This is a genomic window from Streptococcus infantis (assembly GCF_019929575.1).
GTDB lineage: Bacteria > Bacillota > Bacilli > Lactobacillales > Streptococcaceae > Streptococcus > Streptococcus infantis_L.
The window spans coordinates 13,793-30,678 of sequence record NZ_JAHZPU010000014.1; the positions used below are offsets into that span (position 1 = coordinate 13,793).

15 protein-coding genes are annotated in these 16,886 nt (G+C 40.6%); 8 read left to right on the top strand and 7 right to left on the bottom strand.

Going from position 1 to position 16,886, the window contains the following annotated elements; genetic code table 11:
• Positions 1 to 63 precede the first annotated feature (63 nt).
• From K1I67_RS06040 to dtd, 3 genes are all read left to right on the top strand, one after another.
• Entirely contained in the window at positions 64 to 1,194 is a 1,131-nt protein-coding gene (locus tag K1I67_RS06040) for an ABC transporter ATP-binding protein (RefSeq protein WP_049504000.1), read from the top strand.
• A gap of 143 nt (positions 1,195 to 1,337) precedes the next feature.
• Positions 1,338 to 3,554, top strand: a complete 2,217-nt coding sequence (locus K1I67_RS06045; RefSeq protein ID WP_223339246.1) for a RelA/SpoT family protein — start codon at positions 1,338 to 1,340, stop codon at positions 3,552 to 3,554.
• Between the two features lie 30 nt (positions 3,555 to 3,584).
• On the top strand, positions 3,585 to 4,028 hold the full coding sequence (gene dtd / locus K1I67_RS06050) for a D-aminoacyl-tRNA deacylase (RefSeq protein ID WP_223339247.1): 444 nt from the start codon (positions 3,585 to 3,587) through the stop codon (positions 4,026 to 4,028).
• A gap of 41 nt (positions 4,029 to 4,069) precedes the next feature.
• Here dtd and K1I67_RS06055 read toward each other — a convergent pair whose 3' ends face one another.
• From K1I67_RS06055 to K1I67_RS06075, 5 genes are all read right to left on the bottom strand, one after another.
• On the bottom strand, positions 4,070 to 4,720 hold the full coding sequence (locus K1I67_RS06055) for a metal-dependent transcriptional regulator (RefSeq protein WP_223339248.1): 651 nt from the start codon (positions 4,718 to 4,720) through the stop codon (positions 4,070 to 4,072).
• Between the two features lie 89 nt (positions 4,721 to 4,809).
• Entirely contained in the window at positions 4,810 to 5,304 is a 495-nt protein-coding gene (gene tpx / locus K1I67_RS06060; protein ID WP_223339249.1) for a thiol peroxidase, read from the bottom strand.
• A gap of 120 nt (positions 5,305 to 5,424) precedes the next feature.
• Positions 5,425 to 6,354, bottom strand: coding sequence for a metal ABC transporter substrate-binding protein (locus K1I67_RS06065; protein WP_223339250.1), 930 nt, complete (start codon positions 6,352 to 6,354; stop codon positions 5,425 to 5,427).
• Between the two features lie 31 nt (positions 6,355 to 6,385).
• The gene (locus K1I67_RS06070; RefSeq protein ID WP_006148893.1) at positions 6,386 to 7,234 is read right to left on the bottom strand and encodes a metal ABC transporter permease; all 849 of its coding nucleotides are present in this window, start codon (positions 7,232 to 7,234) and stop codon (positions 6,386 to 6,388) included.
• Positions 7,231 to 7,953, bottom strand: coding sequence for a metal ABC transporter ATP-binding protein (locus K1I67_RS06075; protein WP_075228047.1), 723 nt, complete (start codon positions 7,951 to 7,953; stop codon positions 7,231 to 7,233). Before K1I67_RS06075 ends, K1I67_RS06070 begins: the two co-directional genes overlap by 4 nt.
• A 178-nt stretch (positions 7,954 to 8,131) precedes the next feature.
• Here K1I67_RS06075 and K1I67_RS06080 point away from each other — a divergent pair, with 178 nt between their 5' ends.
• A complete protein-coding gene (locus K1I67_RS06080; protein WP_223339251.1) occupies positions 8,132 to 10,024 on the top strand; it encodes a M13 family metallopeptidase in 1,893 nt (630 codons plus the stop codon).
• Positions 10,025 to 10,062: 38 nt separating this feature from the next.
• Here the strand turns inward: K1I67_RS06080 and K1I67_RS06085 are convergent, their stop codons facing one another.
• Together K1I67_RS06085 and K1I67_RS06090 are read right to left on the bottom strand one after the other, a co-directional pair.
• A complete protein-coding gene (locus K1I67_RS06085; protein WP_049495469.1) occupies positions 10,063 to 10,692 on the bottom strand; it encodes an MBL fold metallo-hydrolase in 630 nt (209 codons plus the stop codon).
• A gap of 102 nt (positions 10,693 to 10,794) precedes the next feature.
• Complete coding sequence (locus tag K1I67_RS06090) at positions 10,795 to 11,871, bottom strand: DUF2974 domain-containing protein (RefSeq protein ID WP_223339252.1); 1,077 nt, start codon at positions 11,869 to 11,871, stop codon at positions 10,795 to 10,797.
• A 95-nt stretch (positions 11,872 to 11,966) separates the two neighbouring features.
• Between K1I67_RS06090 and K1I67_RS06095 the strand changes: the two genes are divergently transcribed.
• From K1I67_RS06095 to K1I67_RS06110, 4 genes are all read left to right on the top strand, one after another.
• On the top strand, positions 11,967 to 12,644 hold the full coding sequence (locus K1I67_RS06095; RefSeq protein WP_000548968.1) for a response regulator transcription factor: 678 nt from the start codon (positions 11,967 to 11,969) through the stop codon (positions 12,642 to 12,644).
• Complete coding sequence (locus tag K1I67_RS06100; RefSeq protein WP_223339253.1) at positions 12,637 to 13,611, top strand: ATP-binding protein; 975 nt, start codon at positions 12,637 to 12,639, stop codon at positions 13,609 to 13,611. Before K1I67_RS06095 ends, K1I67_RS06100 begins: the two co-directional genes overlap by 8 nt.
• 327 nt (positions 13,612 to 13,938) lie before the next feature.
• Positions 13,939 to 14,697, top strand: coding sequence for an ABC transporter ATP-binding protein (locus tag K1I67_RS06105; RefSeq protein ID WP_006152604.1), 759 nt, complete (start codon positions 13,939 to 13,941; stop codon positions 14,695 to 14,697).
• Between the two features lies 1 nt (position 14,698).
• On the top strand, positions 14,699 to 16,687 hold the full coding sequence (locus tag K1I67_RS06110) for an ABC transporter permease (RefSeq protein ID WP_223339254.1): 1,989 nt from the start codon (positions 14,699 to 14,701) through the stop codon (positions 16,685 to 16,687).
• Positions 16,688 to 16,886: the final 199 nt, after the last annotated feature.

Consider the following 16,886-nt stretch of genomic DNA (forward strand, 5'->3'; position numbering starts at 1 on the left):
ATAGAAATGTAAAGCGTTTTCATCTATAATAAAACTATCAAATGACAAAAGGAGTTCACCGAAATGGTAGAATTAAATCTTAAAAATATTTACAAAAAATATCCAAATAGCGAACACTATTCAGTTGAAGATTTCAACTTGAACATTAAAGACAAAGAGTTCATCGTTTTCGTAGGACCTTCAGGATGTGGTAAATCAACTACTCTTCGTATGATTGCAGGTCTTGAAGACATCACAGAAGGTACTGCATCTATCGATGGCGTGGTTGTCAATGACGTAGCTCCAAAAGACCGTGACATCGCCATGGTATTCCAAAACTACGCTCTTTACCCACACATGACTGTATACGATAACATGGCTTTTGGTTTGAAATTGCGTAAATACAGCAAAGAAGACATTGACAAACGTGTACAAGAAGCAGCTGAAATTCTTGGTTTGAAAGAATTCTTGGATCGTAAACCAGCTGACCTTTCAGGTGGTCAACGTCAACGTGTTGCCATGGGTCGTGCAATCGTCCGTGATGCCAAAGTATTCTTGATGGACGAACCTTTGTCAAACTTGGATGCTAAACTTCGTGTATCAATGCGTGCTGAAATCGCTAAAATCCACCGTCGTATTGGAGCTACAACTATCTACGTAACTCACGACCAAACAGAAGCGATGACACTTGCAGACCGTATCGTTATCATGTCAGCAACTAAAAACCCTGCTGGTACAGGTACTATCGGACGTGTTGAACAAATCGGTACTCCTCAAGAAGTTTACAAAAACCCAGTGAACAAATTCGTAGCAGGATTTATCGGAAGCCCAGCTATGAACTTCATCAATGTTAAATTGAACGGTGACCGCATTGTTGCTGACGGATTTACTTTGAAAGTTCCAGAAGGTGCTTTGAAAGTTCTTCGTGAAAAAGGCTACGAAGGAAAAGAATTGATCTTCGGTATCCGTCCAGAAGACGTAAATGCAGAACCTGCTTTCCTTGAAACATTCCCAGAATCAGTTGTGAAAGCAACAATCTCTGTATCAGAATTGCTCGGTTCAGAATCTCACCTATACTGCCAAGTTGGTAAAGATGAGTTCGTTGCAAAAGTTGACGCTCGTGACTACTTGCAAGCAGGTGCAACAGTTGAACTTGGATTTGACTTGAACAAAGCACACTTCTTCGACGTAGAAACTGAAAGAACAGTTTACTAAGATAGATTTTAAACAATGAGCACTACTAGAGTTTTTCTAGTAGTGTTTTTTATCAAGTTTAGCAAACTCTTACAGAATGGGCTTTACTAGTTTTCATATCCTCAAAAAAGTGTTAAAATGGTAGGAAGAATTGGAGAGTATGCATGCCGAAAGAAGTAATTTATTCAGGCGATGAGGTCGTCGCTTTAACGCAAAAATATTTATCGAAAGAAGATGTGGCTTTTGTACACAAGGCCTTGGTTTACGCTGTAGAATGCCATAGTGGTCAGTATCGTAAATCAGGCGAGCCCTACATTATCCACCCTATTCAGGTAGCAGGTATCTTGGCTAAACTCAAGCTGGATGCTGTCACTGTTGCCTGTGGTTTTTTGCATGACGTGGTAGAAGACACAGATGCTACTTTAGATGACTTAGAACGCGAATTTGGTCATGATGTTCGAGTGATTGTAGATGGTGTTACCAAGCTTGGTAAGGTTGAGTATAAATCTATCGAGGAGCAGCTGGCTGAAAATCATCGCAAGATGCTCATGGCTATGTCAGAAGATATTCGTGTTATCTTGGTCAAACTATCTGACCGCCTGCATAATATGCGCACCCTTAAGCACCTTCGTAAGGACAAGCAGGAACGTATTTCCAGAGAAACCATGGAAATCTATGCACCCCTTGCTCACCGTTTGGGGATTTCAAGTGTGAAGTGGGAACTGGAAGATCTCTCTTTCCGCTATCTCAATCCAACTGAATTTTACAAGATTAGTCACATGATGAAGGAAAAACGTCAAGAGCGTGAAGCCTTGGTCGATGAAGTTGTGACGAAACTCGAGGAATACTCATCTGAGCGCCATCTTACAGGAAAAATCTATGGTCGTCCAAAGCATATCTACTCTATCTATCGTAAGATGCAGGACAAGAAAAAACGCTTTGAAGAGATCTACGACCTGATTGCCATTCGCTGTATCCTAGACACTCAGAGTGATGTCTATGCGATGTTGGGCTACGTTCATGAGCTTTGGAAACCGATGCCGGGACGTTTTAAAGACTATATTGCCAATCGTAAGGCCAATGGTTACCAGTCTATCCATACGACTGTTTATGGACCAAAAGGGCCGATTGAGTTCCAGATTCGTACTAAGGAGATGCACGAGGTTGCTGAGTACGGGGTTGCGGCTCACTGGGCTTATAAAAAAGGAATCAAGGGTCAGGTTAATAGCAAGGAATCTGCTATTGGAATGAACTGGATCAAGGAGATGATGGAACTCCAAGATCAAGCAGATGATGCCAAAGAATTTGTGGATACTGTCAAGGAAAACTATCTGGCTGAGGAGATTTATGTCTTTACTCCAGATGGGGCGGTTCGTTCACTTCCAAAGGATTCTGGACCGATTGACTTTGCTTATGAAATTCATACAAAGATTGGGGAAAAAGCGACTGGTGCTAAGGTTAATGGTCGTATGGTTCCCTTGACGACCAAGTTAAAAACGGGTGACCAGGTTGAAATCATCACTAATCCAAATTCATTTGGACCAAGCCGTGACTGGCTTAATATGGTCAAGACCAGCAAGGCTCGTAACAAAATTCGTCAGTTCTTTAAAAACCAAGATAAAGAATTGTCCATCAATAAAGGTCGTGAATTGCTGATTAGTCAGCTCCAAGAAAATGGCTATGTGGCCAATAAATTTATGGACAAACGCCACATGGATGAAGTCCTTCAAAAAACCAGCTACAAGACAGAAGAAGCGCTATTTGCTGCGATTGGTTTTGGAGAAATCGGAGCTATTACTGTCTTTAACCGTTTGACTGAGAAGGAACGTCGTGAAGAAGAGCGGGCCAAAGCTAAGGCAGAAGCTGAAGAATTGGTCAAGGGTGGCGAAGTCAAGGTGGAGAACAAGGACACGCTTAAGGTTAAGCATGAGGGTGGAGTAGTCATCCAAGGTGCTTCTGGGCTCTTGATCCGGATTGCCAAATGTTGTAACCCTGTTCCAGGTGATGATATCGTCGGCTATATTACCAAAGGACGCGGAGTTGCCATCCACCGTGTAGACTGTATGAACCTTCGTTCACAGGAAAATTACGAACAACGTCTACTCGATGTTGAATGGGAAGACCAATTCTCAAGTAAGGAGTATATGGCTCACATCGATATCTACGGGCTCAACCGTTCTGGTCTATTGAATGATATCTTGCAAGTCTTGTCAAATACAACTAAGAATATCTCAACAGTTAATGCCCAACCAACCAAGGATATGAAATTTGCCAATATTCATGTTTCCTTTGGAATTTCAAACCTTTCAACTCTGACAACGGTAGTTGATAAGATTAAGAGCGTACCAGAAGTCTACTCGGTTAAACGTACCAATGGTTAAGTTGGCTTGATATCCTTAGAAAGGATTGCTATGAAAATTATCGTTCAGCGTGTCAAGAAAGCTCAAGTTTCTATTGAGGGTCAAGTATATGGGAAAATCCAGCAGGGGCTCTTACTCTTAGTAGGTGTTGGACCTGAGGATCAAAAAGAAGATTTGGATTATGCAGTCAGAAAGCTTGTCAATATGCGAATTTTCTCAGATGCTGAAGGCAAGATGAATCTATCTGTTAAGGATATCCAAGGCCAAATCCTTTCCATCTCTCAGTTTACTTTGTTTGCCGATACCAAAAAGGGAAATCGTCCAGCCTTTACAGGTGCTGCTAAACCGGATATGGCGGAAGCTTTCTATCAAGAATTTAACCAAGAACTAGCCAAGGAAGTTCCTGTTGAGACAGGAGTCTTTGGAGCAGATATGCAGGTGGAACTGGTCAATGATGGCCCAGTAACCATTATCCTTGATACGAAAAATAGATAAGAAAAAACCAAGCTCGCGGGCTTGGTTTTTTTGTAATGTATTTAGTTCAGTTTTTCAACATAGAGCTGTTTGGCGATTTCTAGGCTGACTTGGAGTTCTTCATTCTTGTGAATCAGAGTGAAGGTATTAGAGAAGCCATCAAACTGCTTGACTTGGAGTTTGTCTCCAATGTGGATGCTGTGTTTTTCCAAATATTGGAGAAGTTCAAAGCTATCATGGACCCGAGTCAGTAGATAGGTTCCTGATTCTTTGATATCAGAGAGAGGAAGGTTATTGATCTCAACTAAAAGCTCTCCCTTGGCAGGAATGGTTCCTCCATGGGGACAGGTTTTTGGAAAACCTAACATTTTGTCTAATCTCTCGACAAAAAAGTCTGAAACCGTATGTTCTAGTACCTCAGCTTCGTCATGAATCTGGTTACTGGTATAATCCAGATGGTGAACCAGAAAAACCTCAATGAGTCTGTGCTTTCGGAAAAGGTCAGATACAAGTTTTAAACCAATATCCGTTAGTAAGTAGCCCTTTTTCTGATCTTTTAGGATAAGATTTTCGGATTGCATGCGCTTGATCATTTCAGTTACAGCTGGAGGTGATACCTGCATTCGAGTAGCGATTTCCTTATTGCTAATCTTAGGAACTTCCATGCCAATCTCATAAATACATTTTAAGTAATCTTCTTTATTTGGTGTCATTCTCATTTCCTTGTTCGTTATCTCCATCTAGTATATCAAAAAAAGCTAGATTTCTCTAGCTTTCTGCCTTGTTACAAGTGGACTTTCTTTTAGTCAAGCGACTTTGCTGCTGCAATAGCTGCTTCAAAGTCTGGCTCGCTGTTGATATTGTCTACGTATTCGACGTAGCGGATGGTATTATCGGTATCGAGAACAAAAACGGCTCGAGCAAGCAGATGCCATTCATTGATTAAGAGGGCATAATCGCGTCCAAAGGAGTGGTCGAAGTAGTCTGAAAGCATGATGGCATTCTCAATTCCCTCTGCGCCACACCAGCGTTTTTGTGCAAATGGAAGGTCCATGGATACCGTTAGGACAACAGTGTTGTCTAAGCTAGCCAATTCTTGATTAAAGCGACGAGTCTGAAGCGAGCAGATGCCTGTATCGATAGAAGGGATGACACTCAAGATCTTTTTCTTGCCTTCAAAGTCAGCCAGTGTTTTTTTAGAGAGGTCAGTCGTTGTGAGAGAGAAATCAAGTGCTTTGTCTCCTACTTGTAGTCGTTTTCCTGTAAAAGTAACAGGGTTTCCAAGGAATGTAGTCATAAGCTACTCCAATCTTTTTTCTTTCATTTTACCTGGAAATGTTCAATTTTTCCAATGATTTGACCGAAATTTAAATAGACAAAAAACGTCAATTCATGGTGACTGACGTTTTTTAATGGATTATTTTGACAAACCTTCAGCAATCTTTTCAAGATTGTATTTCATCATGTTGTAGTAGCTGTCACCTTCTTTACCTTCTTCAGCGATTGAGTCCGTAAAGATTTGCGCGTAAATTGGAATATTTGTGTCTTGTGAAACAGTCTTCATTGGACGGTCATCGACACTTGATTCAACAAAGAGTGATGGAACTTTCATTTGGCGAAGTTTTTCAACCAAAGTCTTGATTTGGTCAGGTGTTCCTTCTTCTTCAGTGTTGATTTCCCAAATGTATGCACTTGGTACACCGTAAGCTTTAGAGAAGTATTTGAAGCATCCCTCGCTGGTTACGATGAGTTTCTTGTCAGCAGGAATAGCGTTAAATTTCTCTTTGGCTTCCTTGTCAAGCTTGTCTAGTTTTTCAGTGTATTCTTTGAGATTCTTTTCGTAGAATTCCTTGTTGCTAGGGTCTTTAGCGATGAGTTGCTTAGCAATATTTTGAGCATAGATGATCCCGTTTTCAAGGTTGAGCCAAGCGTGTGGGTCTTCTTTTCCTTTTTCGTTTTGACCTTCAAGGTAGATAACATCAACGCCTTCGCTGACTGCAAAGTAGTCTTTGTTTTCAGTTTTCTTAGCATTTTCTACCAATTTTGTAAACCAAGCATTGCCACCTGTTTCAAGGTTGATACCGTTATAGAAAATCAAATCAGCTTGAGAAGTTTTCTTGACGTCTTCAGGTAGTGGTTCGTATTCGTGTGGGTCTTGACCAACAGGAACGATACTGTGAAGATCAATCTTGTCACCAGCAATATTTTTAGTAATATCAGCGATGATTGAGTTTGTGGCAACAACTTTTAGTTTTTGACCAGAAGCTGCATCTTTTTTTCCACTAGCACATGCTACAAGAGCAATGACGGAAAGAAAGAGAACGAGTAATGTACCTAATTTTTTCATTAGATCCTCCAATTTATTGGGGTTTTGTCCCTTATTTTAACAAATGTTTATTTTTCAGTTTCAAATATCGTTGTTTTGGAGCGATAAAGAAGCTAATGAGAAAGAAACTAGCAGCTGTGAGCACGATACTAGAACCTGCCGCAACGTTAAAGCTATAGCCGATAAAGAGTCCCAAAACTGAAGCTGTAGCTCCAAAGGTTGAGGAAAGGAAAATCATACTTTTCAGGCTATTAGCATACAGATAAGCAGTTGCAGCTGGGGTAATCAGCATGGCTACAATCAGGATAGTTCCGACACTTTGCATTGCTGTCACAGACACCAGAGTTAGGAGTACCATGAGTAAGTAGTGATAGAAATTGACAGGCATTCCCATGGCTTTAGCCAAGAGTTCATCAAAGGACGTTATCAAGAGTTGCTTGAAGAAAATCCAGATTAACAAGAGAATGGCTGCCCCTACACCCATAGTAATAAACATATCTGTATCTTGAACAGCAAGAATATTACCAAAAAGGATATGGAAAAGGTCAGTTGAACTTTTAGCGACACTAATCAAGATGATACCGAGAGCTAAGAAAGAAGAAAAGGTAATGCCGATGGCGGTATCGCTTTTGACAATCGAGTTTCCCTTGATGTAGGTAATGATGATAGCAGCTAGCAGTCCAAAGACAATGGCTCCGATAAAGAAGTCAATGCCCAAGATGAAGGAGAGGGCTACACCTGGTAAGACAGCATGTGAAATGGCATCTCCCATGAGTGACATCCCACGTAGAATGATGAAACATCCTACAGCTCCAGCTACGACCCCGATAACAATAGCTGTTATCAAGGCATTTTGTAAGAAATGGAATTTTTGCAATCCATCTATAAATTCTGCAATCATAGGTCACCTCCATTGAAAAAGAGTCGATTACCGTAAGCTTCTTTGAGATTGGCTTGGGTAAAGGTTTCTTTGGTCGGACCAAAAGCAATCACTTCTCGATTGACAAGCAAGACTTGATCGAAGTAGTTGGGAACCTTGCTGAGGTCGTGGTGGACGATGAGAACCGTCTTCCCAGCTTTTTTCAGATCTCTCAGCGTATTCATGATAATCTCTTCACTGACTGAGTCAATCCCCACAAAGGGTTCATCTAAGAGGATATAGTCGGCTTCCTGCACCAAACATCTGGCAATCAAGACCCGCTGGAACTGACCTCCAGAGAGTTGACTGATTTGACGTTCAGCGTAGTCAGCTAGGTCGACGATTTCAAGGGCCTCTTGCACTTTCTTCCAATGTTTAGCATTTAAACTTCGAAAGAGAGGAATAGAGGGAAATAGTCCTAACGAGACGCATTCCTTGACCTTGATGGGAAAGTTGTAGTCGATATTGATTTTTTGTTCGACATAGGCGATTCGATGTAAGGATTTTTTAACTTCCTTGTCATCGAGAAATGCCTGACCTTGATGTGGGATAATTCCCAGCATACCTTTTAATAATGTTGATTTCCCAGCGCCGTTTGGACCAATAATTCCGGTAATCGTTGGTCCTTGGAGCACTAGTGAAATATCCTTTAGTGCCAACGTTTCTTTATAGGAGACACTGAGGTTTTCGATACGTATCATACAGTTATATTCCTCCTTTCTTTTAATATACCTTAAAATAAAAATTAAGTCAAGTTAATTTTTGTAAATATTTAAAATATTAATAATGAAAACAATCAGGAGAAGATGGTATTTTAATTGCATTCCCCAGGGATTTTTGCTAAGCTAAGAATAAGTGAAAAATGAAAGCGAGAACAAGATGACACGTTATCAAGATGATTTTTATGATGCTATAAATGGTGAGTGGGAAAAGACTGCAGTCATTCCAGCCGATAAATCACGAACAGGTGGTTTTATCGACCTTGACGAAGAAATCGAAGAGTTGATGCTAACGACGACGGACAAGTGGTTGGCAGGTGAAGATGTGCCAGAAGATGCTATCTTGGCAAACTTTGTTAAGTACCATAGTATGGTCAGAGATTTCGACAAGCGTGAAGCTGATGGAATTGTGCCAGTTCTTCCTTTATTGGAGGAATACCAGAATTTAGAAAGTTTTGCAGATTTCGCAAGTAAACTAGCTGCATTCGAATTAGCTGGTAAACCAAACTTCCTTCCATTTGGAGTATCACCAGACTTTATGGATGCTAGAACCAATGTTCTTTGGGCTAGTGCTCCAGGAACTATCTTGCCTGATACAACCTACTATGCGGAAGACCATCCACAGCGTGAGGAATTATTGAACCTTTGGAAAGAAAGTACTTCTAATCTCCTCAAAGCCTATAACTTCTCAGATGAAGAAATCGAAGATTTGCTAGAGAAACGATTGGAATTGGACCGTCGCATCGCAGCTGTAGTCCTCTCTAACGAAGAAAGTTCAGAATATGCTAAACTTTATCATCCATATTCTTATGAAGATTTCAAAAAGTTTGCCCCTGCTCTACCTCTCGATGACTTCTTCCAAGCTGTGATTGGACAAACTCCAGATAAGGTTATCGTAGATGAAGAACGTTTCTGGCAAGTAGCAGAGCAATTTTATAGTGAGGAAGCTTGGCCTTTGCTCAAGGCAAGCTTGATTTTGAGTGTGGTCAATCTTTCAACTAGTTATCTGACAGATGAGATTCGTATCTTGTCAGGTGCCTACGGACGAGCTCTTTCAGGAGTTCCAGAGGCTCAAGACAAACGCAAGGCTGCTTACCATTTAGCTCAAGGACCATTCAAACAAGCCCTCGGCCTTTGGTATGCCCACGAAAAATTTTCTCCAGAAGCCAAGGCAGATGTAGAGAAAAAAGTTGCGACCATGATTGACGTTTATAAGGAACGTTTGGCTAAAAATGACTGGCTGACTCCTGAAACTCGAGAAAAAGCCATCGTCAAACTCAATGTCATCAAGCCTTATATCGGTTATCCAGAGGAGCTACCAGCCCGCTATAAGGACAAGGTAGTGGATGAATCTGCTAGCCTCTTTGAGAATGCCCTAGCCTTTGCGCGTGTAGAAATCAAGCACAGCTGGAGCAAGTGGAACCAGCCAGTTGACTATAAGGAGTGGGGAATGCCTGCTCATATGGTCAATGCCTACTACAATCCACAAAAGAACTTGATTGTCTTCCCAGCTGCTATCTTACAGGCACCATTCTATGACTTGCATCAGTCATCTTCAGCCAACTACGGTGGGATTGGTGCAGTTATCGCTCATGAAATTTCTCACGCTTTTGATACTAATGGAGCTTCCTTTGATGAAAATGGAAGTCTCAAGGATTGGTGGACAGAGAGCGACTACGCAGCCTTTAAAGAAAAAACACAGAAGGTTATCGACCAGTTTGATGGTCAAGAATCTTACGGTGCAAAAATTAATGGTAAATTAACTGTATCCGAAAATGTTGCCGACCTTGGAGGAATCGCTGCTGCCCTTGAAGCAGCTAAGAGAGAGCCAGATTTCTCAGCTGAAGAGTTCTTCCATAACTTTGCTCGTATCTGGCGTATGAAAGGTCGCCCAGAGTTAATGAAACTCATGGCCAGCGTTGATGTGCACGCCCCAGCTAAACTCCGTGTCAATGTTCAAGTGCCAAACTTTGATGATTTCTTTACAACCTATGATGTCAAAGAAGGCGACGGTATGTGGCGTTCCCCAGAAGACCGTGTGATTATTTGGTAATCAAAAAACCAAGGATGATTGTCCTTGGTTTTTATGTTTTAGAAAAATGGATTAAAGGTTTTTTCGTGAGCGATGGTAGTAGCCGGACCATGTCCTGGATAGACATCGTAGTTTGGAAGGGTGAAGAGCTGGGTTTGGACACTATGAAGGAGTTGTTCCATACTACCAGTTGGCAAATCTGTTCGACCAATGGTTTCTCGAAAAAGGGCATCTCCCGTTAAGACCAAGTGTCCATCTGGGAAAACCAATGAAACTCCACCGATAGAGTGGCCTGGCGTTGGTAAGACTGTGAAGCGGAATTCTTCAATCTGGTATTCTTCATGAAAGACATAAGTGTGTTCAGCTGGTTTGCAGATGACATCCGCCATATCATCGTGTCGAGGGAGTCCTGAAAGGTTGTCAACAGGAGTATAGAGCCAAGAAGCTTCACTTTCTGCCACATAGACTGGAGGATTTCCATAAGTATCTCTGACCAAGTCAAGACTCATAATATGGTCGTAGTGAGTGTGGGTCAGAAGAATGGCACAGACCGGTTTATTGATGGTTTCAATAGTCTTGCGAATGGCCTCCCAATGGCTACCAGGATCGACTACAATCAGGTGTTGCTCCCCTTCAAGATAATAAGTATTTTCATAGGCGACAGGATTCACAGTTTTATGGATTTTCATAGGATTTCCTCTTTCATAGATTTACAGTTTCTAGTATAACACAGAAGCGCAAAATAAGGAATCAATAAAAAAGTCCCTTCAGAGAAGAGACCTTGTTCTTGATTAAAAACGATTTTTCCAGGCTTGGAAGCGAGCATCCAGTAGGAGTTGTGTCAGATTTTTTAAGATTTCGACTTGCTCGGGCTCCAGTGTCTGGGCTTGAGAAACAAGTTGTTGAATGTGTTCAATAGCATTTCTAGAAGATAAATCGTTGATAGAAGTGATTCCAGATTCTAGGATGGTTCCGAAAAAGAGATCAAAATAGAGCTCTAGTTCTTCATCGGGCACACTGTCCACCCATTCTTTAAGAGCGTCTTTGATTTGCAGACTTTCGCTACTAATTTCCTCTAGTTGGACAAAGTGGTGTCCTTCAGTTAGCCAGCTAAAGGTATTGTGTTGAGCGATTCCACCGAGAGCCGTAGATTTGACGACGGTAGGAGTATCAGGAACTTCTAGCATCATGCCGATGACAGAACCTTGTGGGACATAACGGTGAAATTTAGGGATAACATCTTGATAACCAGTCGTTTCTGTCAGATGAGCCTGCAAACCAGGAGCATCGTAGGTATAAACTGCTGATATCTTTTCCTGCAATTCAGGCTGGATTTGACTTGCAGCAAAGACGGCTAGATTTCCACCTTTAGAATGCCCAGCAAGAAGTACTTTTTGTTTTGGATATTGTTTAAAGAAATCTTCCAAGTATTCAAGAGCATCCTTTTGGGCAGGGATTTCCTTCATATAGGTCATATGGAAATCTTCCTTCCAGCCAATAATACTGTCGTCTGTGCCACGAAAGACAATCAGATAAGTATCTAGGTTCAGACGATAGGTCATAGCAGCGAACTGCTTTTGAAGTTCTGTGTCGACCTCGTTAACAAGATTAGAAAGTTTGCTATTTTTAAAACGTTTGTGTTGGGATAACTGATCGAGGAGCTGAAGCCGTTCTTTATTGGTCAACATGGTACTTTCTCTAGGGACGCGTGTTGCAACATCGCTTAAACGATTGACGGATTGGTCCAACAAGTTATCAAAAGACAGGTAGGTCAGCTCTGTCAAAGCAAGTACATCCAGTTCATTTAAGGGAATATCATAAAAAGAATCGTATTGAACGTCAGTTAGGTAGTCAAAAATATTGGCCATGAGAACTCCTTTCTTTACTTTTATCTTATCAGATTTGCATCAATTTCGCTAGTAGTGAGGAGAATTTTGCTATAATATAGAAAAAGGAGGAGCAGATGCATAAGATTTTACTAGTAGAAGATGATCCAGTTATCCGTCAACAAGTTGGGAAAATGCTCTCCGAATGGGGATTTGAGGTAGTCATGGTAGAAGACTTCATGGAGGTTCTAACACTATTTGTTCAGTCTGAACCTCATCTGGTTCTCATGGATATCGGCTTGCCTCTCTTTAATGGCTATCATTGGTGCCAGGAAATTCGCAAGATTTCCAAGGTTCCTATTATGTTTCTGTCTTCCAGAGACCAGGCTATGGACATTGTGATGGCTATCAACATGGGGGCGGATGATTTTGTGACCAAGCCCTTTGATCAACAGGTTCTTTTAGCCAAGGTACAGGGCTTATTGCGTCGTTCCTATGAGTTTGGACGGGATGAAAGTCTCTTAGAGTATGCTGGGGTTATCCTCAATACCAAGTCTATGGATGTACATGTCAATGGCAAAGCTATCAGTTTAACCAAGAATGAATTTCAGATTTTACGTGTTTTGTTTGAGCATGCGGGAAATATCGTAGCGCGTGACGACTTGATGCGGGAGCTTTGGAATAGTGACTTTTTTATCGATGATAATACCTTATCCGTTAATGTCGCCCGTCTGCGTAAGAAATTGGAAGAAGAAGGTTTGATTGGTTTTATTGAAACCAAGAAAGGAATAGGATACGGGTTAAAACATGCTTGATTTCAAAAGTTTTTTTCTAGCTTATATCCGTTCGCGTAGCCGTTTTTTCGTGTTTATTCTCTTACTTACAGGTTTACTTTTTCTCTTTGAGGTCTTATTTGATAACCAAGTGCCTTACTTTAACTATTTCTTCTTTCTATCTACCTTTTTGACACTTCTGTTTTTGGTCTATGATTTCTTGATAGAATTGCAACGCTATCGTAAGGAATTGTTTTACGGAAAAAGAGAAGCCAAGTCACCAATGGAGGCACTACTAACTGAAAAATTAGAGAAAAGTGAAGAAGAACTCTACCAAAAGAAATCAGATGCGGAAAACCGCTATAATGATTTGGTGGATTACTATACACTCTGGGTTCATCAGATAAAAACTCCAATTGTGGCCAGTAAACTCCTCGTGAGCGAGGTGGCAGATCGCCAATTGAAGCAACAGCTAGAACAGGAGATTTTTAAGATTGATTCCTATACCAACCTCGTTCTCCAATACCTACGCTTAGAGAGCTTCCATGATGATCTGGTGTTGAAGAAAGAAAATGTGGAGGATTTGGTCAAGGAAGTTATTCGCAAATATGCCATTTTCTTTATCCAGAAAGGATTAAGTGTTAATCTGCATGACTTGGATAGAAGCATTGTGACGGATAAAAAATGGCTGTTAGTAGTTATTGAACAAATCCTTTCAAATAGCCTCAAGTACACAAATGAAGGTGGGGTTGAAATCTACATGGAAGGTTCAGACCTTTGTATCAAAGATACTGGGATTGGTATCAAAAACAGCGATCGGTTGCGAGTCTTTGAACGTGGATTTTCAGGATATAATGGTCGAATGACCCAGCAGTCATCTGGACTTGGGCTCTATCTAACCCAGAAAATCAGCCAAGAATTAGGACATCAGATTCAAATAGAATCCGAACTTGGGCAAGGAACAACTGTGAGGATTAAGTTCTCTGAAGTGAATTTACTGATTGAATGAAAAGAATTGTGAAGAGCTTGGAAGAAACCTTTCAAGCTCTTATTTAGACCTTTATATAGTGAGAAAAAAGGCTTCAATTAGATAAAAAATTTAATCTTACAAAAATGTAAGATTAAAGTCCTCTTTTGTAAGGTTATGTTATGGCAAGACCTCTTTTTTTGGAGTAAACTTAGAGCATAAAGAAAAAGGAGAGGAACCATGAAAACAATTTTACAAAAGAAACATACAAGTAAGCCGAGTCCAAAGGATATCGAGCGAGTTCAAATCGGCATCGAAATGATGCAAGCTCAGTTTCAATTAATGGGATATTAAAAAGGAGAAGTTAAAATGACACTATTAGATGTAAAACACGTTCAAAAGATTTATAAAACTCGCTTTCAAGGCAACCAAGTAGAAGCCCTGAAAGATATTCACTTTACCGTTGAAAAAGGCGACTACGTCGCTATCATGGGTGAGTCTGGATCTGGTAAATCTACTCTACTCAATATTCTTGCTATGCTTGACAAGCCAACGCGTGGCCAGGTCTTCCTAAACGGAACTGACACAGCTACCATTAAAAATTCAGAAGCATCAAGCTTCCGTCGTGAAAAGTTAGGCTTTGTCTTCCAAGACTTCAATTTGTTAGATACGCTTTCTGTTAAAGACAATATCTTACTCCCTTTGGTATTGTCTAGAAAGCCTATTACAGAAATGATGAAAAAATTGGTCGTGACGGCCGAAAATCTTGGCATCAATCAATTGCAGGAGAAGTACCCTTATGAAATCTCTGGTGGACAAAAACAACGGGTTGCAGTTGCACGGGCTATCATCACAGAACCAGAAATTCTTCTTGCGGACGAGCCAACAGGAGCCCTAGACTCTAAATCATCTGCAGCCCTCCTTGATATCTTTGATCAGATCAACGAGCAAGGACAGACCATTCTCATGGTAACCCACTCAACAGCTGCGGCCAGCCGTGCAAAACGTGTTCTTTTCATCAAGGACGGTATTCTCTATAATCAAATTTATCGAGGTGAAAAGACGGATCGTCAGATGTTCCAAGAAATCTCTGACACTTTGACTGTTATGGCAAGTGAGGTGAACTAGTATGTTTCGATTAACCAATAAGCTGGCCATATCCAACTTAATCAAAAACCGCAAACTCTATTATCCGTTTGCTTTGGCTGTCATTTTGGCAGTCACTATCAGCTATCTCTTTTACTCTCTGACCTTCAATCCTAAGATTGCGGAAATCCGTGGAGGATCCACCATTCAAGCTACTCTAGGATTTGGTATGTTTGTCGTCACCCTTGCGTCAGCCATTATCGTCCTTTATGCTAATAGTTTTGTTATGAAAAACCGCTCCAAGGAGTTAGGGATTTATGGTATGTTGGGCTTGGAGAAGCGTCATCTGATCAGTATGACCTTTAAAGAGTTGGTGATATTTGGAATTCTAACTGTTGGAGCAGGTATCGGTGTTGGAGCCTTGTTTGACAAGTTGATTTTCGCGTTCTTGCTTAAACTAATGAAATTAAAGGTTGAGATGGTCGCTACCTTCCAGATGAAAGTTGTCATTACAGTACTTGTTGTCTTTGGTTTGATTTTCCTAGGCCTCATGTTTCTGAATGCCCTTCGAATCGCCCGTATGAATGCCCTCCAGCTCTCGCGTGAGAAAGCAAGCGGAGAGAAAAAAGGTCGCTTCCTTCTTCTCCAAACCATTCTTGGTTCCATTAGCTTAGGGATTGGCTATTATCTTGCCCTTACAGTAAAAGATCCTCTTACAGCCCTAACAACATTTTTCCTAGCTGTTTTGCTGGTTATCTTTGGTACTTATCTTTTGTTCAATGCAGGGATTACAGTTTTCCTTCAAATATTAAAGAAAAATAAAAAATACTATTACCAACCAAATAATCTCATCTCAGTGTCCAACTTGATTTTCCGTATGAAGAAAAATGCGGTTGGACTAGCAACTATCGCAATTTTGTCAACAATGGTTTTGGTAACCATGTCAGCAGCAACAAGCATTTTCAATGCCTCAGAAAGCTTTAAAAAAGTGATGAATCCGCATGACTTTGGAATTACTGGACAAAATGTTGAAAAAGAAGATTTGGACAAACTCTTGAGCCAGTTTGCAAGTGACAAAGGTTATAGTGTCAAAGAGAAAGAAGTTCTTCGTTACAGTAACTTTGGTGTTGCAAATCAAGAAGGAACCAAGTTAACCATTTTTGAAAAAGGACAAAACCGTGTCCAACCAAAAACAGTTTTCATGGTATTTGACCAAAAAGATTATGAAAATATGACTGGTCAAAAACTTTCTCTATCAGGCAATGAGGTCGGACTCTTTGCTAAGAATGATGGACTAAAAGGACAGAAAAACCTAACTTTAAATGACCATCAATTTTCTGTAAAAGAAGAATTTACTAGAGATTTCATTGTTAACCATGTCCCAAATCAGTTTAATATTTTTACTGCTGATTACAATTATCTTGTTGTTCCAGATTTACAAGCCTTTTTGGACCAATTCTCAGATTCGGCTATCTATAATCAGCTTTACGGTGGGATGAATGTAAATATCAGTGAAGAAGAACAAATCAAGGTCGCTGAAGAATATGAAAAATCCTTACAAAAGTTTAATGCTCAATTAAACACTGAAGGTAGCTATGTGTATGGTAGCAATCTAGCAGATGCTAGTGCTCAAATGAGTGTCCTCTTTGGCGGTGTCTTCTTTATTGGTATTTTCCTATCCATTATCTTTATGGTCGGAACCGTTCTAGTCATCTACTACAAACAAATTTCTGAAGGATATGAAGACCGTGAGCGCTTTGTTATCCTGCAAAAAGTTGGCTTAGACCAAAAACAAATCAAGCAAACTATTAACAAGCAAGTTTTGACTGTCTTCTTCCTTCCGCTAATCTTCGCCTTTCTACATTTGGCCTTTGCTTATCACATGTTAAGTTTGATTCTCAAGGTTATCGGAGTTATCGATACAGCCATGATGTTAACCGTAACACTTTCTATTTGTGGTATCTTTGCCCTCATCTACGTACTTATCTTTATGATTACTTCAAGAAGTTATCGTAGAATTGTTCAAATGTAAAACAGAAACATCAAAAAAGAGAGTGGGACAGAAATCGTTAATTCGTTAGAATTCGATTTCGTCGTCCCACCTCCGCACAGTTGAGTAGGGCTGTAAAAGCTGATGAAATCAGCGTAGTAGAGCCCACTCAACCACTGCGTCTTGCTCGACAATCCAAAGACAATTGAGAGGCTAGGACTTTTGTCCCATCCTCTTTTTT

Excerpts from the sequence above, each read along its gene's own strand:
- K1I67_RS06075 (WP_075228047.1), bottom strand. The coding sequence starts at position 7,953 with ATGATACGTATCGAAAACCTCAGTGTCTCCTATAAAGAAACGTTGGCA.
- K1I67_RS06070 (WP_006148893.1), bottom strand. The coding sequence starts at position 7,234 with ATGATTGCAGAATTTATAGATGGATTGCAAAAATTCCATTTCTTACAA.
- K1I67_RS06100 (WP_223339253.1), top strand. The coding sequence starts at position 12,637 with ATGCTTGATTTCAAAAGTTTTTTTCTAGCTTATATCCGTTCGCGTAGC.
- K1I67_RS06095 (WP_000548968.1), top strand. The coding sequence starts at position 11,967 with ATGCATAAGATTTTACTAGTAGAAGATGATCCAGTTATCCGTCAACAA.
- K1I67_RS06105 (WP_006152604.1), top strand. The coding sequence starts at position 13,939 with ATGACACTATTAGATGTAAAACACGTTCAAAAGATTTATAAAACTCGC.
- tpx (WP_223339249.1), bottom strand. The coding sequence starts at position 5,304 with ATGACTACATTCCTTGGAAACCCTGTTACTTTTACAGGAAAACGACTA.
- K1I67_RS06090 (WP_223339252.1), bottom strand. The coding sequence starts at position 11,871 with ATGGCCAATATTTTTGACTACCTAACTGACGTTCAATACGATTCTTTT.
- K1I67_RS06055 (WP_223339248.1), bottom strand. The coding sequence starts at position 4,720 with ATGACACCAAATAAAGAAGATTACTTAAAATGTATTTATGAGATTGGC.
- K1I67_RS06065 (WP_223339250.1), bottom strand. The coding sequence starts at position 6,354 with ATGAAAAAATTAGGTACATTACTCGTTCTCTTTCTTTCCGTCATTGCT.
- K1I67_RS06080 (WP_223339251.1), top strand. The coding sequence starts at position 8,132 with ATGACACGTTATCAAGATGATTTTTATGATGCTATAAATGGTGAGTGG.
- K1I67_RS06045 (WP_223339246.1), top strand. The coding sequence starts at position 1,338 with ATGCCGAAAGAAGTAATTTATTCAGGCGATGAGGTCGTCGCTTTAACG.
- K1I67_RS06040 (WP_049504000.1), top strand. The coding sequence starts at position 64 with ATGGTAGAATTAAATCTTAAAAATATTTACAAAAAATATCCAAATAGC.
- K1I67_RS06110 (WP_223339254.1), top strand. The coding sequence starts at position 14,699 with ATGTTTCGATTAACCAATAAGCTGGCCATATCCAACTTAATCAAAAAC.
- K1I67_RS06085 (WP_049495469.1), bottom strand. The coding sequence starts at position 10,692 with ATGAAAATCCATAAAACTGTGAATCCTGTCGCCTATGAAAATACTTAT.
- dtd (WP_223339247.1), top strand. The coding sequence starts at position 3,585 with ATGAAAATTATCGTTCAGCGTGTCAAGAAAGCTCAAGTTTCTATTGAG.